Genomic DNA, 17,466 nt, shown 5'->3' with positions numbered 1-17,466 from the left:
CCAACCCTGAGTTACTCATCCTCAACATCTTGTCGTGCTTGTGTTAGCACATAAGAGCGCATCAAAAGTGTCCATGAAATAGGGGAGGTCATAAAAATAAAAATCACCACCAACATTTCATGGAAAAAGCGCCGGTCGCCAAGCACATAGGAAATGAGCATTGAGGCCACCATCAAAAACCAAAGACCCAAGCTATTACCGAGGGTAGGTGCATGAATACGCTTTCTGAAATACAATAGATTCACCAAGCCGATATTACCAATCAGGGTAATGATGCCACTTAAAATGATCAGAATAGAGGCCGTAATTTCTATCCATAAAGGGATGTCGTGTGTCATGGCTCAATCACCTCACCACGCAGTAAAAACTTAGCCATGGCAGCCGTGGTCACAAAACCTAATAGGGCAATCAACAGACCGATATCATAGTACCAAGGCGTTCTAAATAAAATACCCAAGGTAAACACCAAGAGCATGCAATTGGTGTAGGTGACATCAGCACTCAGCACACGATCCTGCGGCGTAGGACCCTTAATAGCACGATAGAGGGTCAGCACATTAGAAAGGCTATAGCAGGCAATGGCAAAATAGCAGGCAAAATTTAGTAGACCCATTATTCAAAAATCTCCATCAACAAAGGCTCATAACGTTGTTGAACCGTGTGGTGCCACTCTTCTTCTGACACCAAACCAAACACGTGTAAGCGTAGGATATAACCATTTTCAGTTAAACCGCTCCAAACCGTGCCGGGTACATAATTAATAATACAAGCCAATAAGGCGATGGCATGCGGATCTCTCAGGCTTAAAGGAATATTAACAAAACCGGCGACCGGCTGCTTATCTGGTCTGGCTTTGAGGGTTAAGCGCATCACGTAGAAATTAGAGAGGTAAATATCCTTTAGCACGATAAAAAAGAGCTTAATCATGGCACCAATGCGGCGAGGATAGGCCTGATCAGGTCGCAGTCGCGTTGATAACAGAATCAAACTGAAGGAGAGCACAAACCCCAGCGTCAATTGGCCCAAGGATAGACTACCGGTTAGCATGATCCATGCCACAAAAAGCGCCATGGTCATCGGAATCCAGAAAAATAAACTGCGCATATTAATGGGCTCCTTGGAGTGCTTGTTGTTGCATCACGGCATGAATATACAAAAAGGGCTCATCCAATGATAAAGCGATATTATTCATTAACTCCATGACTGGATTGGCAAAAATACTGATTAAAACACAGCCACTTAAGAGTAAAACAATGGGTGCGGCTTCTCTAAAACTCAGCTTGGGTCGATTGACCCGTTCTGGCACCCAAAACGTCAACATGCCGGTACGCATATAGGAAATTAAGGCAGCCAGCCCGGATAAAATCAAAAAGCTCAATAATAACCACGTATGAATCGCAGAGATTTCATAGTTATTAAGCTTTAATACATTGGAAAGTAGGGCGATTTTACCGATAAATCCAGACAAAGGGGGAAGTCCAATGATGACCAAGGCCGCAATAATATAGGCAATCCCCAAAAAGGCAAAGGCACTCGGCACGGTAAAACCAATGACCTGTGCACTATAGTCACTGTCCTCCTCCTCATTTAAACCAAAGGCCTCCATACTGACGGAAAGTAAGGCGCTTTCGTAGTGGTCAATGCGATTAATTAATTCCACCAGTAGGAATAGGGCACTCGAAGCAAGCACCGAACTAAGGAGGTAGTAGAGTGAGGGACCGGTCATTGAGACGCCCGGCATGCCTAGGGCAGAAAGTAATACACCAGAGGATAAAATCACACTGTAGCCGACTAAACGACCAATTTGCTTTTCGGCAAGCACCCCAAGCGCACCAAACGCTAAGGTCGCAATCCCGATAAAAAACATCCACTCACCACCAAAGGCGGCGGGTGCACCGGAAGGCAGTAAGAGTGAACCGACGCGTAAGAGGGCATAAATACCGACCTTAGTCATCACCGCAAACATCGCAGCCACGGGTGCACTAGCGACGGCATAGGCATTAGCTAGCCAAAAGTTAAGCGGCCAAGCAGCAGCTTTAATTAAAAAAGCCACTCCTAAAATCGAACAGGCGGTTTCAAACAACAAGCGATCTTCGGCATCCAAAGCACCCGCTTTAGCCGCAATTTCTGCAAAATTAAGGGTGCCGGTAATCGAGTAAATCATTGAAATACCGATTAATAATAAGGAAGCTCCCACCATATTGATGGTGATATACAACATGCCGGAACTGACGCGTTGGGAGCCAGAGCCATGCAATAAAAGACCGTAGGATGCGGCTAAAAAGACCTCAAAAAACACAAATAGATTAAATAAATCACCGGTCAGAAAGGCGCCATTTAAACCCATCAAAATAAACTGTAACAGCGGATAGAAATGGATCCCTACACGATTCCATAATGCGGTCGAAAAGCTAAGCGAAGTTAAACCTAAGAAGGCTGTTAAACAAAGCATTAAGGCTGCCAATTGGTCGGCCACCAAGACAATACCGATGGGCGCTTGCCAATTACCTAATAAATAGACAGCGATATTATTAGTCCATTCAACCTCTAAAAAACTACTGGTATAGAGTAATAATTCAATCGCCACCGCTAATTGCGCCAGCACTGAGGCAAAGGAAATAAAGGTATTTAGGCTACGCCTTTTTTCTTTGAGCAAAATCATTAGCCCCCCAGCAAAGAGGGGAATAATAATGGGCAGAATGGGTAAATGCATTAAAAAACCACTCATTCATCGCTCTCCGCACCATCGACATGGTCAGTATTAGTAAGACCGCGCTGCGCTAATAATAAAACTAGAAATAAAGCGGTGGTAGCAAAACCAATCACAATAGCAGTAAGCACGAGAGCCTGCGGAATGGGGTTGGCATAGTCTTCAGGATTCACTAGTGCTTCACCATGAATAATCGGAGGCATCCCCACATTTAATAAACCACCGCCAAAGATAAAAAGATTCACCGCATAACTCAGTATTAACAAGCCCATAATCACTTGAAAGGTTCTGGAACGCAGAATCAACCAAACACCGGAACCGGTCAGGATACCGATGGCTAAGGCAAAGACAATTTCCATAGTGTGAATTCCTTAAATTAATTTTTATTAATGGATTTTGCGAGCTTTTTAGCCGTAGGGCTTAAGCTTTGATCCAGTTGTAGATCGGCTTGAATATTTTTACGATAATAGCGTAATGATTGGTGTGCTAAGGCAACCAACATATAGGTCGTGGTACCTACGACCAGGGCAAATACACCTAAATCAAAGAGTAACACCGTAGAAAAATGTAATTTTCCATAAAAGGGCAGTACCGGCTCCCACACCATGGCCGATAGGAAAGGCAAACCATAGAGCATTGGCAAGACCCCAGCACCCCCGGCTAACAGTAAACCCACCGCTAACCAGTTTTGGGGACGAATGCGGGATTTAGACTCTACCCACAACATACCGCTAATAATAAATTGGGTAATCACACCGGTCGCAAAAATTAAGCCACCGACAAAGCCACCACCCGGTAAGTTATGACCACGGAAGAAAAAGTAAAAAGCAATCAAGCTGGTGATGGGCATCAGTAAACGACCAATCACATTCGGTACCAGCATGGTACCTTTGGGCAGCTTACCATCCTCCTTAATCCGGCGTAAATCCGTTGTCAGCTCCTCACGCACGCTGTCCAGTGCATGCAGCATTTCCTGAGGTGGTCTAAAGCGTCGTAACAGCGCATATACGGTTAACGCCACAATCCCTAATACCGTAATTTCGCCAAAGGTGTCAAAGCCACGGAAGTCGACTAAAGTCACATTGACCGCATTGGTACCATGCCCCTCAGGCACGGATTTGATTAAAATGATATCGCCAATATCATTGCGATTATTAGGGCGCATCATCAGGAAGTAGGCTAATAAACTCATGCCGATACCGGCCGTTAAGGCAATGATTAAATCGCGCCGGCGTCTTAAGGCCAGCACCGGATCCTCATCCAGCTCATTCGGCGTTTTCTTAGGTTCAGGCAACCAGCGCAAACCTAAAAGCAGTAACACGCAGGTAACCACTTCAACCACTAATTGGGTTAAGGCCAAATCCGGGGCCGATAGCCAGGCAAAGGTCACGACCACCACAATCCCAGTGGCACTTGAAAAAATAATGGCTCTAAAGCGATTATATTGGGCATGATAAGCAGTCAGAATAGCACCCATACAGCCAACGATCCACAAGGCAAAAAATAACCAATTAATATCGGCTAGATCGGGGCTGGGTATATCGTAACGCCCCATCAATGGTAAGGTGGCTACCACAATACTAATTAACACCACCAGGACCAGTTGAATCTGCATACGTTCCGAAGAAGCCCAGCGCACGGTGTAAAAGGCGAAAATATCCACATAATCCATGATCTTATCAAAGATACGACGCCCCTCGAATCGTTCGGTAAATGGCGTCACATCCGGATAGGCCAATAAGGATCGGTGCATAATCAGGGCCAGACAAATCCCCCCAACCATGGCCAATACACTCATTAATAAGGGAATATTAAAACCGTGCCATACGGCTAAATCGTATTCAACACCATGATTAGGCCCTAACACTCCCGATACTGCCGTGCTTAAAAGCGGGCCAATGGTATGCTGCGGTAATACACCCACTAACACACAGAGAAAAACCAAAATCGCACTAGGCACTAACATCCACTTATAGGGATCGTGCGGTTTTTTAGGGAGTGATTCAAAATGTGGCTCACCAAAAAACACACTAACAATAAAGCGATAGGAATAGGCCACACTTAAAATACTGCCTATCACTGCCATAATGGGTAAGAAGTAGGGATTAGATAAAGAGGCTTCGGCAAACAAGGTCTCTGAGAAAAACATCTCTTTTGAAATAAAGCCATTTAGTAAGGGCACCCCGGCCATGGCGGCCGCTGCTACCGCTGCTAATAAAGCCGTCACCGGCATGGCTTTGCGGAGACCATTTAAAATCGTAATATCACGCGTACCCGTTTCATGATCCACAATCCCTGCTGCCATAAAGAGTGAGGCTTTAAAGGTCGCATGATTAAGCATATGGAAAATAGCCACCACCAAAGCAAGACGGCTATTCATCCCTAATAAGGTACAAATCAAACCTAAATGACTAATGGTCGAATAGGCCAAAATACCCTTCATATCCTTTTGGAAAAAGGCATTGTAGGCCCCGATAACAAAGGAGATAAGCCCAGCACCACTAATCAGATAAAACCATAAATCAGTACCTGAAAGTACCTCCCAAAAACGAGCTAAGGCAAACACCCCCACCTTAACCAGCGTAGCGGAATGCAAATAAGCCGACACCGGTGTCGGTGCCGCCATCGCATTAGGTAACCAGAAGTGAAAGGGAAATTGCGCACTTTTCGTTAAGCAACCAAGTGCAAAGCAAATCACAATCGCTGGATAATAGGCACTGTTACGTAATACATCACCGGAGCTTAAAATTGTTTCTAAATCATAGCTACCGACTACGTAACCTATCATCAGTACCGCGGCTAATAGGGCAAAGCCACCACTTGCTGTCACAGTAAAGGAAATTCTTGCGCCTCGACGAGCATCGACCCGATGGAACCAATAGGCAATTAGCATAAAGGAAGCCATACTGGTCAGTTCCCAGAAAATCACCATTTGAATCACATTGCCAGATAGTACTAAGCCCAGCATGGCGCCCATAAAAATCATAAATAAGGCATAAAAGCGCGGGCGAGGATCAGCCGGATCCATATAGTAACGGGCATAGAGTGAAATTAATGCGCCCATTGCCGAAACTAGCAAGGCAAAAACAAAAGAAAAGCCGTCCATGCGGAAAGTAAAGACTAAATCCAGGGCTGGGATCCAGTGATAACGCTCCACAATCACCGTGCCGTTCATGATGTCGGGACTTTTTAAAAGGACTAAGCTTAAACAGAGGAGGGCAGTGATACCGGATAACCACGCCTCTCGGTTGCGTGTATCATCCGGCAATATTGCCGCAATTAAACTAGCTAAAAAGGGGAGTAAAACAATGCCGGCTAAGTACATACGTCAACTGTCCTAGGATTTGGAATCTAAATCAACAGCTGAACCTTGGAAAAGAATGCTGCCGCTGGGTTTATTGGCACTTGAACCACCTTTAGGCTCAAGACTGATATAAAAACGTTGATTTGGCTGTAGTTCATTGAGGCGAGACGCTTCAATTCGATTAACGCCAGTAGCATCTAAGAGCGCAATAGCACGCATGGTTTGACCATTATCAGTGCTACTCCATAACTGCAAATCAAAACCGGACTGCCCGATCTGCTGATAGCTGGGGGTAATTGATGCCTTGCCATTTGCCGTCATTTTAAGCACCCAAGCAACCGAAGGGTTGGCTGAACGATCCGTCAGTACGGCTACCCAACGTAGCGTATTACCAGAACTGGGCCATAACAAAACCGCTAAAGCAACTAACAATGAACCTAGACCAAGCGCCTGCCAAAACTTAATGGAGCGCCAGAGGAAATGCAAACGTAGGGAAAGTGGCATTTTTTTACCCTCTTTAGCCAACGCCTTAGCTTTGTCCGCTAGTTCCTGATCTAGCGGATCACGCTCACCTTCATAGCTACTATCGTATTGCTTACGTTCCTGCTCTTTTTGTTGATGATGCAGTTGCTTAAGCTTATCATTTAAGGAGCGCCATAAACTAGGATTCAGCGAGCAGGGCTGCAATTGGGCAATAAACTCGGTAAATAGCTCCTCCCACAGCAAAATAATACGCGTACTATCGACGTTTTTATTAAGAATGTCATAAACCCGGTTGAGATCACTATCACTCATGCCACCTAGCACATATTCTCCTAAGATAAGCCCCTCCTCATGCTGTGGCAAATGGGGAAAAGAGCGGGCCAGATGGTGTAAGCCGATGCTGATATCCTCTTTAATACGAGCCAAGGATATGCCCATACGGGTGGCGGCGACAGGCTGCGTGTCGGGACTTAAATATACCGTCAATAAGGAGCTCTGCTGCTCCTCAGTGAGTTGCTCAAAATAGAAATGCAGCGACTCCTCAGGCTTTATATGCGGGTGTAACTGCTGTTGGATCTCAGCCATGCCCAAGGGCTTAAAGGCGGGCTCTTTGGCAAGGGCTAAGGCATGACTTTGATAGTGCGTCTGGTAATACTCACGAATTTGAAAGCGTAAAATACTATAAATCCAACCTCGGGCAGAGCCAATCTCAGGTGCATAACTATCCGCATTTTCCCAAATCGTCAAAAAAGTTTTTAGTAATACCTGTTGGGCAGATTGCTCTTGTAGTAATGATTGACGGGCTAGCGCCATCATCGATTCAGCTTCTGAATCAAACAGCTGTTGCAGCGCATTTTTCTGCTTTTTTGCAATTGCTGTGAGTAATTTTTCAAGATATTGGGCGCTATTTTTGTCTGCTTTCATATGTTACGCTTAGTACTGAATCTTAAGAGCTAAACTTAATAAGCTGTTTGAACTAAAAATATTATAGTAGAGAGTCAACTCATATGGCTGAGATACGAAACTCATTTTTAAACAACTTTAAACTGAATAATAAAATCGCTTTAGTTTCCGGTTCCTCCAGTGGCCTTGGTCTCGCAATGGCGATGGCCCTGGCGCGTAGTGGCGCCGAGGTAATTATCAACGGCCGTGATAAAGCAAAATTAATCACGCTGCAACAGCAGGCGGCAGAGCAGGGCATACAACTCCACTACTTATGCGCAGATCTTAGCGATTTCGACGCAATTGATAAGGCAATCCTAGAAATTAAAAGCAATTATGCTACCTGTGATATTTTAATCAATAATATCGGTGCGCGTATAAGAAAATCGCTTCAAGACTTTAAACGGGATGAAATTGTGTCCCTTGTGCAGCAAAATCTCACGGCCGCGATTTATTTATCACAGCAAGTGGCCGAGCTTATGATGGAGCAGCAGTGGGGGCGTATCATTAGCATTTCATCGATTGCGGGGCGTCTAGCTCGGGCCGGGGATTCTGTGTATCCCGTCACGAAAATGGGCTTGGAGGGTTTGGTGAGAAGTTTAGCCGTACAGTATGCTAGCCATAGTATTACCAGTAATGGTATTGCGCCCGGATTTTTTGAAACCGAGAGAAATCTGTCCATGATGCGCACGCCGGAGGAAAAGGCCTCTCATGTGCAGCGGGTACCATTGAAGCGTTGGGGTAAACCGGAGGAACTGGCAGGGGCGGCGGTGTTTTTTGCATCTGAAGCCGCTTCCTACATCAATGGTCAAATTCTAACCATTGACGGCGGCTTCAGCGCAAGTTTTTAGTACTAACTCAGATGAGGCTTATAGCGATAAGTTGAGGCTTTTAATTAAGGGCTCCCAACGATTCTTTTCCTCCTCCATGTAGGCTTTAAACTGTTCGGGCGTCGATGGAGTAGGTTCCATATATTGTGCTCTCAATGTTTTAACCACTTCTTCTTGATTTAAAGCATCAACTAAGGCCTGTTGTAGTTTTTGCTTAATCGCTTGAGGCACTTTATTGGAAATAACAAAGCCTGACCATGCCGCACCAACAATATCAGCCACACCACTTTCCTTAATCGTTGGCACATCGGCCAAAGCCTCAATACGCTCAGCACCAGTTTGTGCCAATAAGGTTAAACGACCGTCTTTTGCTAATGGCACGAGCGCAATGGGTGCCAAGGCAGTAAATTGGGTATCACCGGCGACCAAGGAGTTTAAGGCTTGTGGTGAGGAGTTGTAAGGAATCGCTTGCGCCTTAGCGCCTACGGTTTGTAAAAGCAGCTCTTGGCTTAAATGTGAACCTGAACCGGTACCAGGAATGGCAAAATTCATGCTATCTGGCTTCTGCTTAAGTTCCTCCACCAATTGCGCTAGGGTCTCAATACCACTCTCAGCCGTCACTGCAATCACATTAGGCTGAGTCACGGCCAAGGTCAACGGGTATAGATCCTTATTTGGATCGAAACTTAGGTTTTTGTAGAGAAATTGGTTATACACCAAGGGGCCGTTAATGCTAATACCAAAGGTATAGCCATCTGGCTTAGCCTTAGCAATTGCAGCGGTACCGATATTACCGCCAGCACCCGGTCGATTTTCAATAATAATGGGCTGATTAAGGCTTTTAGAGGCCTCATTTGCAACCACACGCGCAATTTGATCTGGGGTTGAGCCAGCACCAAATGGCACAATGAGTTTTAGCTCCTTATTGGGCCATTGCGCCTCGGCTTGAGTTTGGGCCATGGCAGTCCCCGCGCTAGCAACACCAACAGCCGTAGCAACTAGCGTAGCGCCAAAAAATTTAGTAAAAAAGGAGGTAAAAAGTTTGTTTTTCATACAATTTCCAGATTATCAATTAATTAATCAGTAGGGTAGCCTCATCTAAACCCAGCATAATACGATGATACTGATCTAAGAGCGCTGAGGTTTCAGGACTTGGGTAGGGGCTGTAGGGCGTATCAAGCAACCATTGCTTATAATGGGCATAGGGAATTTCTTGCATCAAGCGCTGATAGCGAGCATTACAGGTCGTCATCGCATCCTCTTCGGCAGGGTGCTCTTGATAAAGCTGCACATACTGTACGGTCATACACATAATAATCGCTTTGTGTCGATCCTGATCGCTATAGCTGTCCTCACTGACTTCTGCTAATACAGATGAGTTCCAAGAAAGACTTAAACAAGAGAGGATTAGCACCTTTAGGGCCTTGATTTTAAAGGTCTTATTCATCTTTATCGCCTAACCCAAGCATGATTTTGGAGATTTGTTCAAATACGCGCTGATCATTGTCCGAAAGATTATTATAAACATCACTTAAAACATACTTCTGCCTAAACGCACGTTCAAAGCTTTGATATAAATGTAGCTGATAACGTGCATAATCCTCATAATTGACCTTTTTAACAAAGTGGCTGAGCCGGAACTCGCACAGTTCCAAATTTTTAGCAATATTCTCTTTTTGGTGATTTTCAACCAACACCGGTGTCTGACCGGACATAATACCCTCCATACACATGGCGAGTAAATCATTTTTTACCGATTGTGGGTAGGGTTGCTGAGTGCAAGCGGATAAAAGCAGGGGACTGATGAGTAACGCTATGATTTTTAAGGGTTTAAATTGCATAAGAGTGTAAATCGCCTTGTCTATCGTAGCCATAGTTTAATATACTTAAGCTTGAAATGCAGCTAACCACAGCACACTTTATGTGCTTTATTTCTTTATATGCGCCACCACTTACATCATTTTATTCCTTTTAAAGCCTTCATCAGCATCGCTTTTACACTCGTCTGTAGTGTAGCCGCAGCGCAGTCTGGGGTGGCGACGGATGTGGACAGCGATTTAGGTCCGCTACCACAGCTTGATAGTGATGTGGCGTTTAAAGGCGCTTGTCGTAGTGCAGCCTGTGGCGCCGCCTATCGCGAAGATATTCGTTTTGAAAGTATTATCAAAAAGCCGGTAGCAGGCGGGCGCATTTCATCTCATTATGGTTGGCGTATGCATCCTATTGCCCAGACTCCACGCATGCATACTGGTATTGATTATGCCGTACCCATCGGCACTGAGGTAAAAGCAGCTGAGCATGGCAAGGTTGTGTTTGCCGGTTATCAGGGAGGCTATGGCAATTTACTAGTGATCAAGCATAATTCCACTTATCGTACGGTCTATGCCCATTTAGATAAATTCAAGGTCAATATCGGAGATTGGGTGAATCAGGGTGATATCGTCGCCTATACAGGTAATACCGGTTTATCTACCGGACCACATTTGCATTTTGAAATTCGCAAAAACGGTTTATCACTTAATCCATTAACAGGTGAAAGTGGCAGCGATCATTTATTGGTACTAAATAATGACAGTAGCCCTAAAATACAGGGTGGTCGTGTTAATCGACAGGCAAATGGTCGTGTTCGTACCATTCTTAAATAAGTTTCGGGGTAGTCGTATGAGTTTCAAGCATGATAGCTAGTTCAGTGCATTTATCTTTATAAATATCGTACTTTACATAATATACATTATGCGAATTTTATATGGCTTATTCTTAGCCTAGGGCTTATTTGCTACAATAGTCAGACTGCATTTAAAGCAATTATTGCTATTGGAGATTTAAATGATTGATTTCTATTATTGGACGACACCAAATGGTCATAAAATCACCTTATTCTTAGAAGAAGCTGGTCTACCCTATACGGTACATCCGATTAATATCGGCAAAGGTGATCAATTTGATCCAGATTTCTTAAAAATTGCACCGAATAATCGTATTCCAGCCATTGTGGATCAGGATCCTATTGGTGGCGGTGAGCCGCTGGCTATTTTTGAATCGGGTGCTATTTTAGAGTATTTAGCCGATAAGACGGGTTTATTTTTAGCTAAATCAGGACCGAAACGCTACCAAGCTTTACAATGGCTATATTGGCAAATGGGTGGTTTTGGTCCAATGCTCGGTCAAAATCATCATTTTAATCAATACGCTGATGAGAAAATCCCCTATGCCATTAATCGCTATGTCAATGAATCACGTCGTTTATATGGTGTACTAAATAAGCAATTAGCAGGCAAAGACTTTATCATCGGTGATGATTACACCATTGCTGATATGGCTTGCTATCCTTGGGCACTGTATGCTGAGCGTCAAGATGTGGATTTAAATGACTATCCACATATTCAAGCATGGATTAAACGCATTGCCGAGCGTCCAGCGACGATTGCTGCCTATGCCTTAATTCCTCAATACAATCCAGATCAAGGCAAGCCCATGACGGATGAAGCGAAAAAGCATCTATACGGTAAAAAATAATAGTTTAAAAAGGAAGTATTGAGTTTATTATGCTACAGATTCATTATATGGCTAAGCTACGAGAGGAGCTCGATGTGAGCAATGAGCGCATCGATTGGGCTGGTGGTACGGTTGATGAGCTTTTAAACGTTTTACGTGGCCGCGGTGAGCCATGGCAATCCACCCTCTCCCCAGCCAATGTTTATAAAGTGGCAGTAAATCAAGAGATTGTGCATGATTTCCAAGCGCAGGTGGCGCCTGATGCCGAGGTAGCTATTTTACCGCCAGTAACTGGAGGCTAGTATGCATCGCATCAGCATTCAGGAGCAGGATTTTTGTCTGCAGCAGGAACTTCAAGCGCTTGAGTCCGGCGTATCCAATACGGGCGCTATGGTTAGCTTTACGGGAAAAGTGCGTGGGCATGACCATGACAAAGCGCTGAGCCATTTATTTTTAGAATACTTTCCCGGAGTGACTGAAAAAGAGATAGAAAAAATCATTCTACAAGCTAAGGCACAATGGCCAATTCACTATGTGCGTGTGATCCATCGGGTCGGACGCATTGCAGTTAATGAAAACATTGTGTTAGTGTTGACGGCGAGTGAGCATCGAAAGGCCGCCTATCAGGCTAACGAATTTATTATGGACTATCTTAAAACCCATGCCCCCTTTTGGAAAAAGGAGCATTTTGTTGACGGCAGCTCGCACTGGGTTGAGATGAAGCAGTCTGATTTAGAGCATACCGCATGCTGGCAGGCTTAAGCACCCCGCTCCCCTCCTTTGCCGCAGTTATCTTAGCTGGCGGCTTAGGACGGCGGATGGGCTATCAACAAAAGGGCTTGTTGAGCTTAAATCAACGCCCTTTGATCGAGCATATGCTAGATAAAATACGCCCTTATACAGAGCATATTATGATCAGCGCCAATGCGGTTCATGAGCAATATCAAGCCTTCGGTTACCCGGTGGTTGCCGACCTTGCGCCTTATCAGCAGCGCGGTCCCTTAGCAGGCATCTATAGTGGCATCACGCAGTTGGCAGAAGATATTGAGTTGATACAGATTTTGCCCTGTGATAGCCCATACTTACCAAATAATTTAGCGTGGCTTTTTTATCAATACTTAGAAAGTCATCCTGATAAAGATTTAGTCGTTGCGGCGACCGATGATAAAGTGCATCCTGTGATTATGCAATGCAGACGACGTATTTTGCAGCCACTTAAGACCTACTTAGATGATCCTGCGAAGCAAAACCGAGTGATGGGCTTTATTCGCAACTGTGATTATGGCACTATCCAGTTTAGCAATCATCAGCAATTTACAAATATTAATGAGCCCAGCCTATTAGCTGGCTACCGAGTATAAAGGATAAGCATGAGAGACTATTATGACGCCTTAAATGATCTACTAAGCAATGCCCTAAGCACGCAAGACATTGAGGAAGTGCCCTTAGAACAGGCCGTGGGTCGCATATTAGCCAAGGATCTATTAGTTCAGTATCCCGCACCGCAATTTGATAATAGCGCCATGGACGGCTATGCAGTAAATGATATGCAACGCTTAACATGGGAAGTGATTGGGACCATTGCTGCCGGCGATGAAAGTGCACAGTTCGACTTGAAGCCTGGCCAAGCCGTACGTATTTTGACTGGTGCAGGCATGCCTAAGCATTGTGACTCCGTGATTCAGCAGGAACTGGTCGAGCGCGACGGCGATCGTATCAGTATTAAAGAAGCCTTTGCCGCAGGAAAAAACATTCGCTATATGGGCGAGGAGCTACAACAAGGTGAGGTATTACTTGATGCAAATCGGGCTATCACGCCGGCGGCCATTGGCTTATTAGCAAGCCAGGGTTATGCTACTGTGCCCTGCTTTGCTAAGCTGAAACTAACGGTATTTTCTACTGGCGATGAATTAATACCCTTGGGACAAGCCTTAGCCATCAATCAAATCTATGATTCTAATCGGCCGATGTTATTAAGCTTTTTAAAGCGCCACAGTTTTTTAGAGATTAGCAGCGGTGGTGCCATTGAGGATAAACTGGAGACGCTTAAAGCCCGTATCAGTGAGGCAGCGAGCACCCAAGATGTATTGATTTTTACCGGTGGCGCATCCGTTGGTGAAAAAGACTATTTAAAGCAAGCACTTGAGGAATTAGGTGAAATTGAGCATTGGAAATTAGCAATTAAACCGGGTAAGCCATTTGGCTGGGGTAAGGTAGGGACTAATACCAAAGTGTTTTTACTACCCGGTAATCCGGTAGCGAGTTATGCCACTACCCTACTATTGGCGCTGCCTGCTATGAAGCGTATTGCTGGCGTCAGCATTGACAAAGCAAAGCCATTTAGCTTTAAGGCCAAAGCTGCATTTGATATCAGTCAAAATAAAAGTATCAGAAGGGATTTTAGACGAGGCCGCCTAGTTAATAATGAGGAAGGCCTTTGGGTGGAGTTATTAAGTACGCAAGACTCACATATGCTCTCCGGCATTTCCTATGGCGATGTCTTGGTTGAAATTCCCCCACAAGCGGATGTTAAGACTGCACAGCTACTCAATGTCTATCCACTCGCAGGGGCCTTGGACTAGCTTAGCTGAGGCAGAGCGTCACTCAGTGAACACATGCTCTGCCCCATGATAAATCACCTGACGTTGGGGTCGGGCAAAACCGATTAAGGTTAAACCGGCCTCTTTGGCTAAGTTAACAGCAAACTGGGTAGGTGCGGATACGGCGACCAAGCAGGAAATACCACTTAAGGCGGATTTTAAAACCATCTCATAGCTGGCTCGACTAGAAACTACCACAAACCCCTCTTGCCACGGAAGCTGATGCTTCATCGCATAACCGATCAATTTATCAAGGGCATTATGACGTCCCACATCCTCAAAACTCAGTTGAATCTCACCGCTTTGCGTAGCCCACGCTGCAGCATGTACGGAACCCGTAGATTCACGCAAAGGTTGCATCTCATCAAATTGGATTAAGGCCTTTTTAATCGCCTCGGCAGTCAGGTCGACATGATGGCTAATTTGGGCAATTTCAGGCTTTACCGCTGCTAAATTTTCAATCCCGCATAGGCCACAGCCCGTACGTCCTTGAAGATTACGGCGCCGATGCTTTAACTCGACAAAAGCGGCGGTGGCTATTTCCATATCCACAATGATGCCTTGCTCAGTTTCGTAGAGCTGCACATCATAAAGCTGTGAAGGACGTTTAATAATCCCCTCACTTAAGCTAAAGCCTAAGGCTAGCGCCTCCAGGTCGGCGGGTGTCGCCATCAAGACAATATGTGAGACCCCATTGTATACGAGTGATACTGGGGTCTCCTGAATAAGAACGTCTTGAGTGGGTGTGATAACCCCATGCTCAAGACGCCAGACAGATGCTTTTGATAAAGGATTCATCAAGCAAAAATGAACTACACCGTGGTATTAGTGGTTTTGGCCTTTTCATCACGCTTGGCCATCACCTCACGATACCAACGGGGGTGATGCGTACGCGCCCAAGCCTGAGACACTACGCCTTCAACCATGGCGCGAATAGTGCCTCTAACCCAAATAGCGGCATACACGTGCACAATAATACCGGCAATTAATACTAAGGCAGCAGCAGCATGTAGCAACAGAGCGATACGCTTAACTGGGATTGGTACCACATGACCAAAATAGGCATGCCACGCTAGCAAACCAGTAATGAGCAAAACTAGCATACAGCTGCTCATTAACCAGAACATGGCCTTTTGACCAGCGTTGTACTTGCCAACATCACCCACAGCTCGACCGCGCAATACATCACCCACCGAGGTCAGCCACTTCACATCCTCTTTATTTAAAAAGTTATGGCTGAAGTAGCGGAAGAACATGATCATGAAACTAATAAACATGACCACGCCAATCCATGGGTGTAACATGCGAGCTAATTGGGGTGTACCAAAAATACCGGTAAGCCAGAAGAAAGCAGGATAGAAAAAGGCTAAACCTGAAATGGCCAGTAACACAAAGCAGCCGGCAGTAACCCAGTGATTAACACGCTCTACCTTGCGGTATCGCTGAATCACGGGTTCATTGATTTTAATATGCTGAGTCATGCTTATGCCTCCTCTTCGCTAGGTAGAACATCACCGTCCTTATTGATTACCTCAGCCCGATCCTCATCGGTGCGGCTAGGACCAATCGTAATGTAGTGCAACCAACCTAGAAAACCGGCTGCCGCAATACCAACGGTGGCTAATGGCTTTAAGATGCCCTTCCAGATTTGAACGCTTGAGCTGATCTTAGGATCAGTAGGTAAGCCACTATATAAATCAGGCCTATCAGCGTGATGTAGAACATACATCACATGCGTACCACCTACTCCCTCAGGGTCATAAAGACCGGCGTTTTTAAAGCCACGACGATTAAGATCCTGGATACGGTCCTCGGCAAATGTCTTCATCGCCTCTTTGGAACCGAAGCGAATGGCACCCGTAGGACAGGTCTTAACACAGGAGGGCTCCTGACCGACAGCAACACGATCAGAACATAAAGAACACTTATAGGCCTTATTATCCTCTTTGGAAACGCGTGGAATATTGAAAGGACAACCGGCTACACAGTAACCACAACCAATACAGTTCTCCTGATGGAAATCCACGATACCGTTAGCGTATTGAATAATTGCACCCGGCGAAGGACAGGCCTTTAAACAACCTGGGTCCGCACAGTGCATACAGCCATCCTTACGAATTAGCCACTCAAGCTTACCGAATTCCTCAGTTTCGCTATAGCGCATCACCGTCCAACTTTTTGGGGTGAGGTCAGCCGGGTTGTCATAGACACCGACGTTAGTGCCGACTTCATCGCGTAAATCATTCCACTCGGAACAGGCAACTTGACAGGCTTTACAGCCAATACAGGTAGTCGTGTCAATCAGCTTAGCAACTTCTACCACAGGCTTGCGAACTTGAGGTGGTGGCGTGACTGTCGACGTCGCTGAGCGACGCTTAATATCCAGTGATTGAAGCGCCATCACATATCTCCTAAAAAAAATTAAACACTTAGATAATTGCTGCTTAGCGAGCAGCAATTACATAAAGCTCGCGTATAACACGTATAACGCCTACATTATACTCCTTGTGGATAAAAATGTAAGCTAAGTGATACCCTAAAAAAAAGCTAATCAGCTCGTCGGACGAAATCACCCGATTTACCACCACTTTTTTTAAGTAGCTGCAGCTGTTCAATGACCATGCCTTTATCAACCGCCTTTAACATATCGTAAACCGTGAGTAAACCGACACTCGCAGCGGTCAGCGCTTCCATCTCCACGCCTGTTTTACCAATGGTTTCTACCGTCACTTCAATGCTCGCTTTGCGGGCCTCGGGAAATAGCTGGAAATCTACATTAATATGGGTTAGGGCTAAGGGATGGCATAAAGGAATGAGCTGAGCTGTTTGCTTAGCAGCCTGAATTGCCGCAATACGGGCAATGCCTAAGACATCGCCCTTTTTACTTTGACCAGAGGCAAGTAAATCATAAGCCACCTGATTCATCACAATGGCGCCAGCGGCCACCGCTTGACGTTTGCTGCTGTCTTTGGTGCCGACATCGACCATATGTGCTTGACCGTCTTCATTAAAATGCGTAAGTTTTTTTGCTGACATAAATGCTATGCTCCTCTTAGTTTAGCTTCATTTTGACTTCCTCCCCTCCCTAAAGGGATGGGATTC

General features: G+C 45.3%; 21 protein-coding genes. 7 read left to right on the top strand and 14 right to left on the bottom strand.

Annotation, left to right across the window (positions count from 1 at the left end):
• Window positions 1-11: 11 nt before the first annotated feature.
• Genes HMPREF3179_RS00180 through HMPREF3179_RS00150 form a run of 7 tightly spaced genes read right to left on the bottom strand, consistent with a single transcriptional unit; the run spans window position 12 to window position 7,421 of the window.
• Entirely contained in the window at window positions 12-338 is a 327-nt protein-coding gene (locus HMPREF3179_RS00180; protein WP_048768801.1) for a monovalent cation/H(+) antiporter subunit G, read from the bottom strand.
• A complete protein-coding gene (locus HMPREF3179_RS00175; RefSeq protein WP_018026094.1) occupies window positions 335-613 on the bottom strand; it encodes a K+/H+ antiporter subunit F in 279 nt (92 codons plus the stop codon). Before HMPREF3179_RS00175 ends, HMPREF3179_RS00180 begins: the two co-directional genes overlap by 4 nt.
• The gene (locus HMPREF3179_RS00170; protein ID WP_048768796.1) at window positions 613-1,104 is read right to left on the bottom strand and encodes a Na+/H+ antiporter subunit E; all 492 of its coding nucleotides are present in this window, start codon (window positions 1,102-1,104) and stop codon (window positions 613-615) included. Before HMPREF3179_RS00170 ends, HMPREF3179_RS00175 begins: the two co-directional genes overlap by 1 nt.
• Window position 1,105: 1 nt before the next feature.
• Window positions 1,106-2,728 (bottom strand): monovalent cation/H+ antiporter subunit D, encoded by a 1,623-nt coding sequence (locus HMPREF3179_RS00165; protein WP_070469220.1) that lies wholly within the window; start codon window positions 2,726-2,728, stop codon window positions 1,106-1,108.
• On the bottom strand, window positions 2,725-3,069 hold the full coding sequence (locus HMPREF3179_RS00160) for a Na+/H+ antiporter subunit C (RefSeq protein ID WP_048768791.1): 345 nt from the start codon (window positions 3,067-3,069) through the stop codon (window positions 2,725-2,727). Before HMPREF3179_RS00160 ends, HMPREF3179_RS00165 begins: the two co-directional genes overlap by 4 nt.
• Window positions 3,070-3,086: 17 nt before the next feature.
• The gene (locus HMPREF3179_RS00155; RefSeq protein WP_070469219.1) at window positions 3,087-6,035 is read right to left on the bottom strand and encodes a monovalent cation/H+ antiporter subunit A; all 2,949 of its coding nucleotides are present in this window, start codon (window positions 6,033-6,035) and stop codon (window positions 3,087-3,089) included.
• A 12-nt stretch (window positions 6,036-6,047) separates the two neighbouring features.
• On the bottom strand, window positions 6,048-7,421 hold the full coding sequence (locus HMPREF3179_RS00150) for an anti-sigma factor domain-containing protein (protein WP_070469218.1): 1,374 nt from the start codon (window positions 7,419-7,421) through the stop codon (window positions 6,048-6,050).
• Window positions 7,422-7,504: 83 nt separating this feature from the next.
• Here HMPREF3179_RS00150 and HMPREF3179_RS00145 point away from each other — a divergent pair, with 83 nt between their 5' ends.
• A complete protein-coding gene (locus tag HMPREF3179_RS00145) occupies window positions 7,505-8,290 on the top strand; it encodes an SDR family oxidoreductase (protein ID WP_036557550.1) in 786 nt (261 codons plus the stop codon).
• A gap of 18 nt (window positions 8,291-8,308) precedes the next feature.
• Here HMPREF3179_RS00145 and HMPREF3179_RS00140 read toward each other — a convergent pair whose 3' ends face one another.
• Genes HMPREF3179_RS00140 through HMPREF3179_RS00130 form a run of 3 tightly spaced genes read right to left on the bottom strand, consistent with a single transcriptional unit; the run spans window position 8,309 to window position 10,110 of the window.
• Window positions 8,309-9,322 carry a Bug family tripartite tricarboxylate transporter substrate binding protein gene (locus tag HMPREF3179_RS00140; RefSeq protein ID WP_070469217.1) on the bottom strand — a complete coding sequence of 338 codons (1,014 nt, stop codon included), beginning with the start codon at window positions 9,320-9,322 and terminating at the stop codon, window positions 8,309-8,311.
• Between the two features lie 19 nt (window positions 9,323-9,341).
• The gene (locus HMPREF3179_RS00135) at window positions 9,342-9,716 is read right to left on the bottom strand and encodes a hypothetical protein (RefSeq protein WP_070469216.1); all 375 of its coding nucleotides are present in this window, start codon (window positions 9,714-9,716) and stop codon (window positions 9,342-9,344) included.
• Window positions 9,709-10,110, bottom strand: a complete 402-nt coding sequence (locus tag HMPREF3179_RS00130; protein ID WP_070469215.1) for a hypothetical protein — start codon at window positions 10,108-10,110, stop codon at window positions 9,709-9,711. The genes HMPREF3179_RS00135 and HMPREF3179_RS00130 overlap by 8 nt, the downstream gene beginning before the upstream one ends.
• 99 nt (window positions 10,111-10,209) lie before the next feature.
• Here HMPREF3179_RS00130 and HMPREF3179_RS00125 point away from each other — a divergent pair, with 99 nt between their 5' ends.
• The 6 genes from HMPREF3179_RS00125 to glp all read left to right on the top strand — a co-directional run bounded on the left by HMPREF3179_RS00125 (window position 10,210) and on the right by glp (window position 14,346).
• A complete protein-coding gene (locus tag HMPREF3179_RS00125) occupies window positions 10,210-10,914 on the top strand; it encodes a M23 family metallopeptidase (RefSeq protein WP_070469214.1) in 705 nt (234 codons plus the stop codon).
• Window positions 10,915-11,095: 181 nt separating this feature from the next.
• Window positions 11,096-11,785, top strand: coding sequence for a glutathione binding-like protein (locus tag HMPREF3179_RS00120; protein ID WP_018026105.1), 690 nt, complete (start codon window positions 11,096-11,098; stop codon window positions 11,783-11,785).
• A 29-nt stretch (window positions 11,786-11,814) separates the two neighbouring features.
• Window positions 11,815-12,066, top strand: a complete 252-nt coding sequence (locus HMPREF3179_RS00115; RefSeq protein ID WP_018026106.1) for a MoaD/ThiS family protein — start codon at window positions 11,815-11,817, stop codon at window positions 12,064-12,066.
• Between the two features lies 1 nt (window position 12,067).
• Window positions 12,068-12,526, top strand: a complete 459-nt coding sequence (locus HMPREF3179_RS00110) for a molybdenum cofactor biosynthesis protein MoaE (protein WP_048768769.1) — start codon at window positions 12,068-12,070, stop codon at window positions 12,524-12,526.
• The gene (gene mobA / locus HMPREF3179_RS00105; RefSeq protein ID WP_070469213.1) at window positions 12,511-13,125 is read left to right on the top strand and encodes a molybdenum cofactor guanylyltransferase MobA; all 615 of its coding nucleotides are present in this window, start codon (window positions 12,511-12,513) and stop codon (window positions 13,123-13,125) included. Before HMPREF3179_RS00110 ends, mobA begins: the two co-directional genes overlap by 16 nt.
• A gap of 9 nt (window positions 13,126-13,134) precedes the next feature.
• A complete protein-coding gene (gene glp, locus HMPREF3179_RS00100) occupies window positions 13,135-14,346 on the top strand; it encodes a molybdopterin molybdotransferase MoeA (protein WP_070469212.1) in 1,212 nt (403 codons plus the stop codon).
• A gap of 18 nt (window positions 14,347-14,364) precedes the next feature.
• Here the strand turns inward: glp and fdhD are convergent, their stop codons facing one another.
• The 4 genes from fdhD to moaC form a co-directional block, all read right to left on the bottom strand.
• On the bottom strand, window positions 14,365-15,162 hold the full coding sequence (gene fdhD / locus HMPREF3179_RS00095) for a formate dehydrogenase accessory sulfurtransferase FdhD (protein ID WP_070469211.1): 798 nt from the start codon (window positions 15,160-15,162) through the stop codon (window positions 14,365-14,367).
• Between the two features lie 14 nt (window positions 15,163-15,176).
• The gene (locus HMPREF3179_RS00090) at window positions 15,177-15,845 is read right to left on the bottom strand and encodes a formate dehydrogenase subunit gamma (protein ID WP_036557529.1); all 669 of its coding nucleotides are present in this window, start codon (window positions 15,843-15,845) and stop codon (window positions 15,177-15,179) included.
• Window positions 15,846-15,847: 2 nt separating this feature from the next.
• Window positions 15,848-16,765, bottom strand: a complete 918-nt coding sequence (gene fdxH / locus HMPREF3179_RS00085) for a formate dehydrogenase subunit beta (protein ID WP_018026112.1) — start codon at window positions 16,763-16,765, stop codon at window positions 15,848-15,850.
• 146 nt (window positions 16,766-16,911) lie between these two features.
• Complete coding sequence (gene moaC / locus HMPREF3179_RS00080) at window positions 16,912-17,400, bottom strand: cyclic pyranopterin monophosphate synthase MoaC (RefSeq protein ID WP_070469210.1); 489 nt, start codon at window positions 17,398-17,400, stop codon at window positions 16,912-16,914.
• Between the last annotated feature and the right edge of the window lie 66 nt (window positions 17,401-17,466).

The organism is Oligella sp. HMSC09E12, assembly GCF_001808505.1.
Lineage (GTDB): Bacteria > Pseudomonadota > Gammaproteobacteria > Burkholderiales > Burkholderiaceae_B > Oligella > Oligella urethralis.
This window is presented reverse-complemented; position numbering and strand designations above follow the sequence as displayed.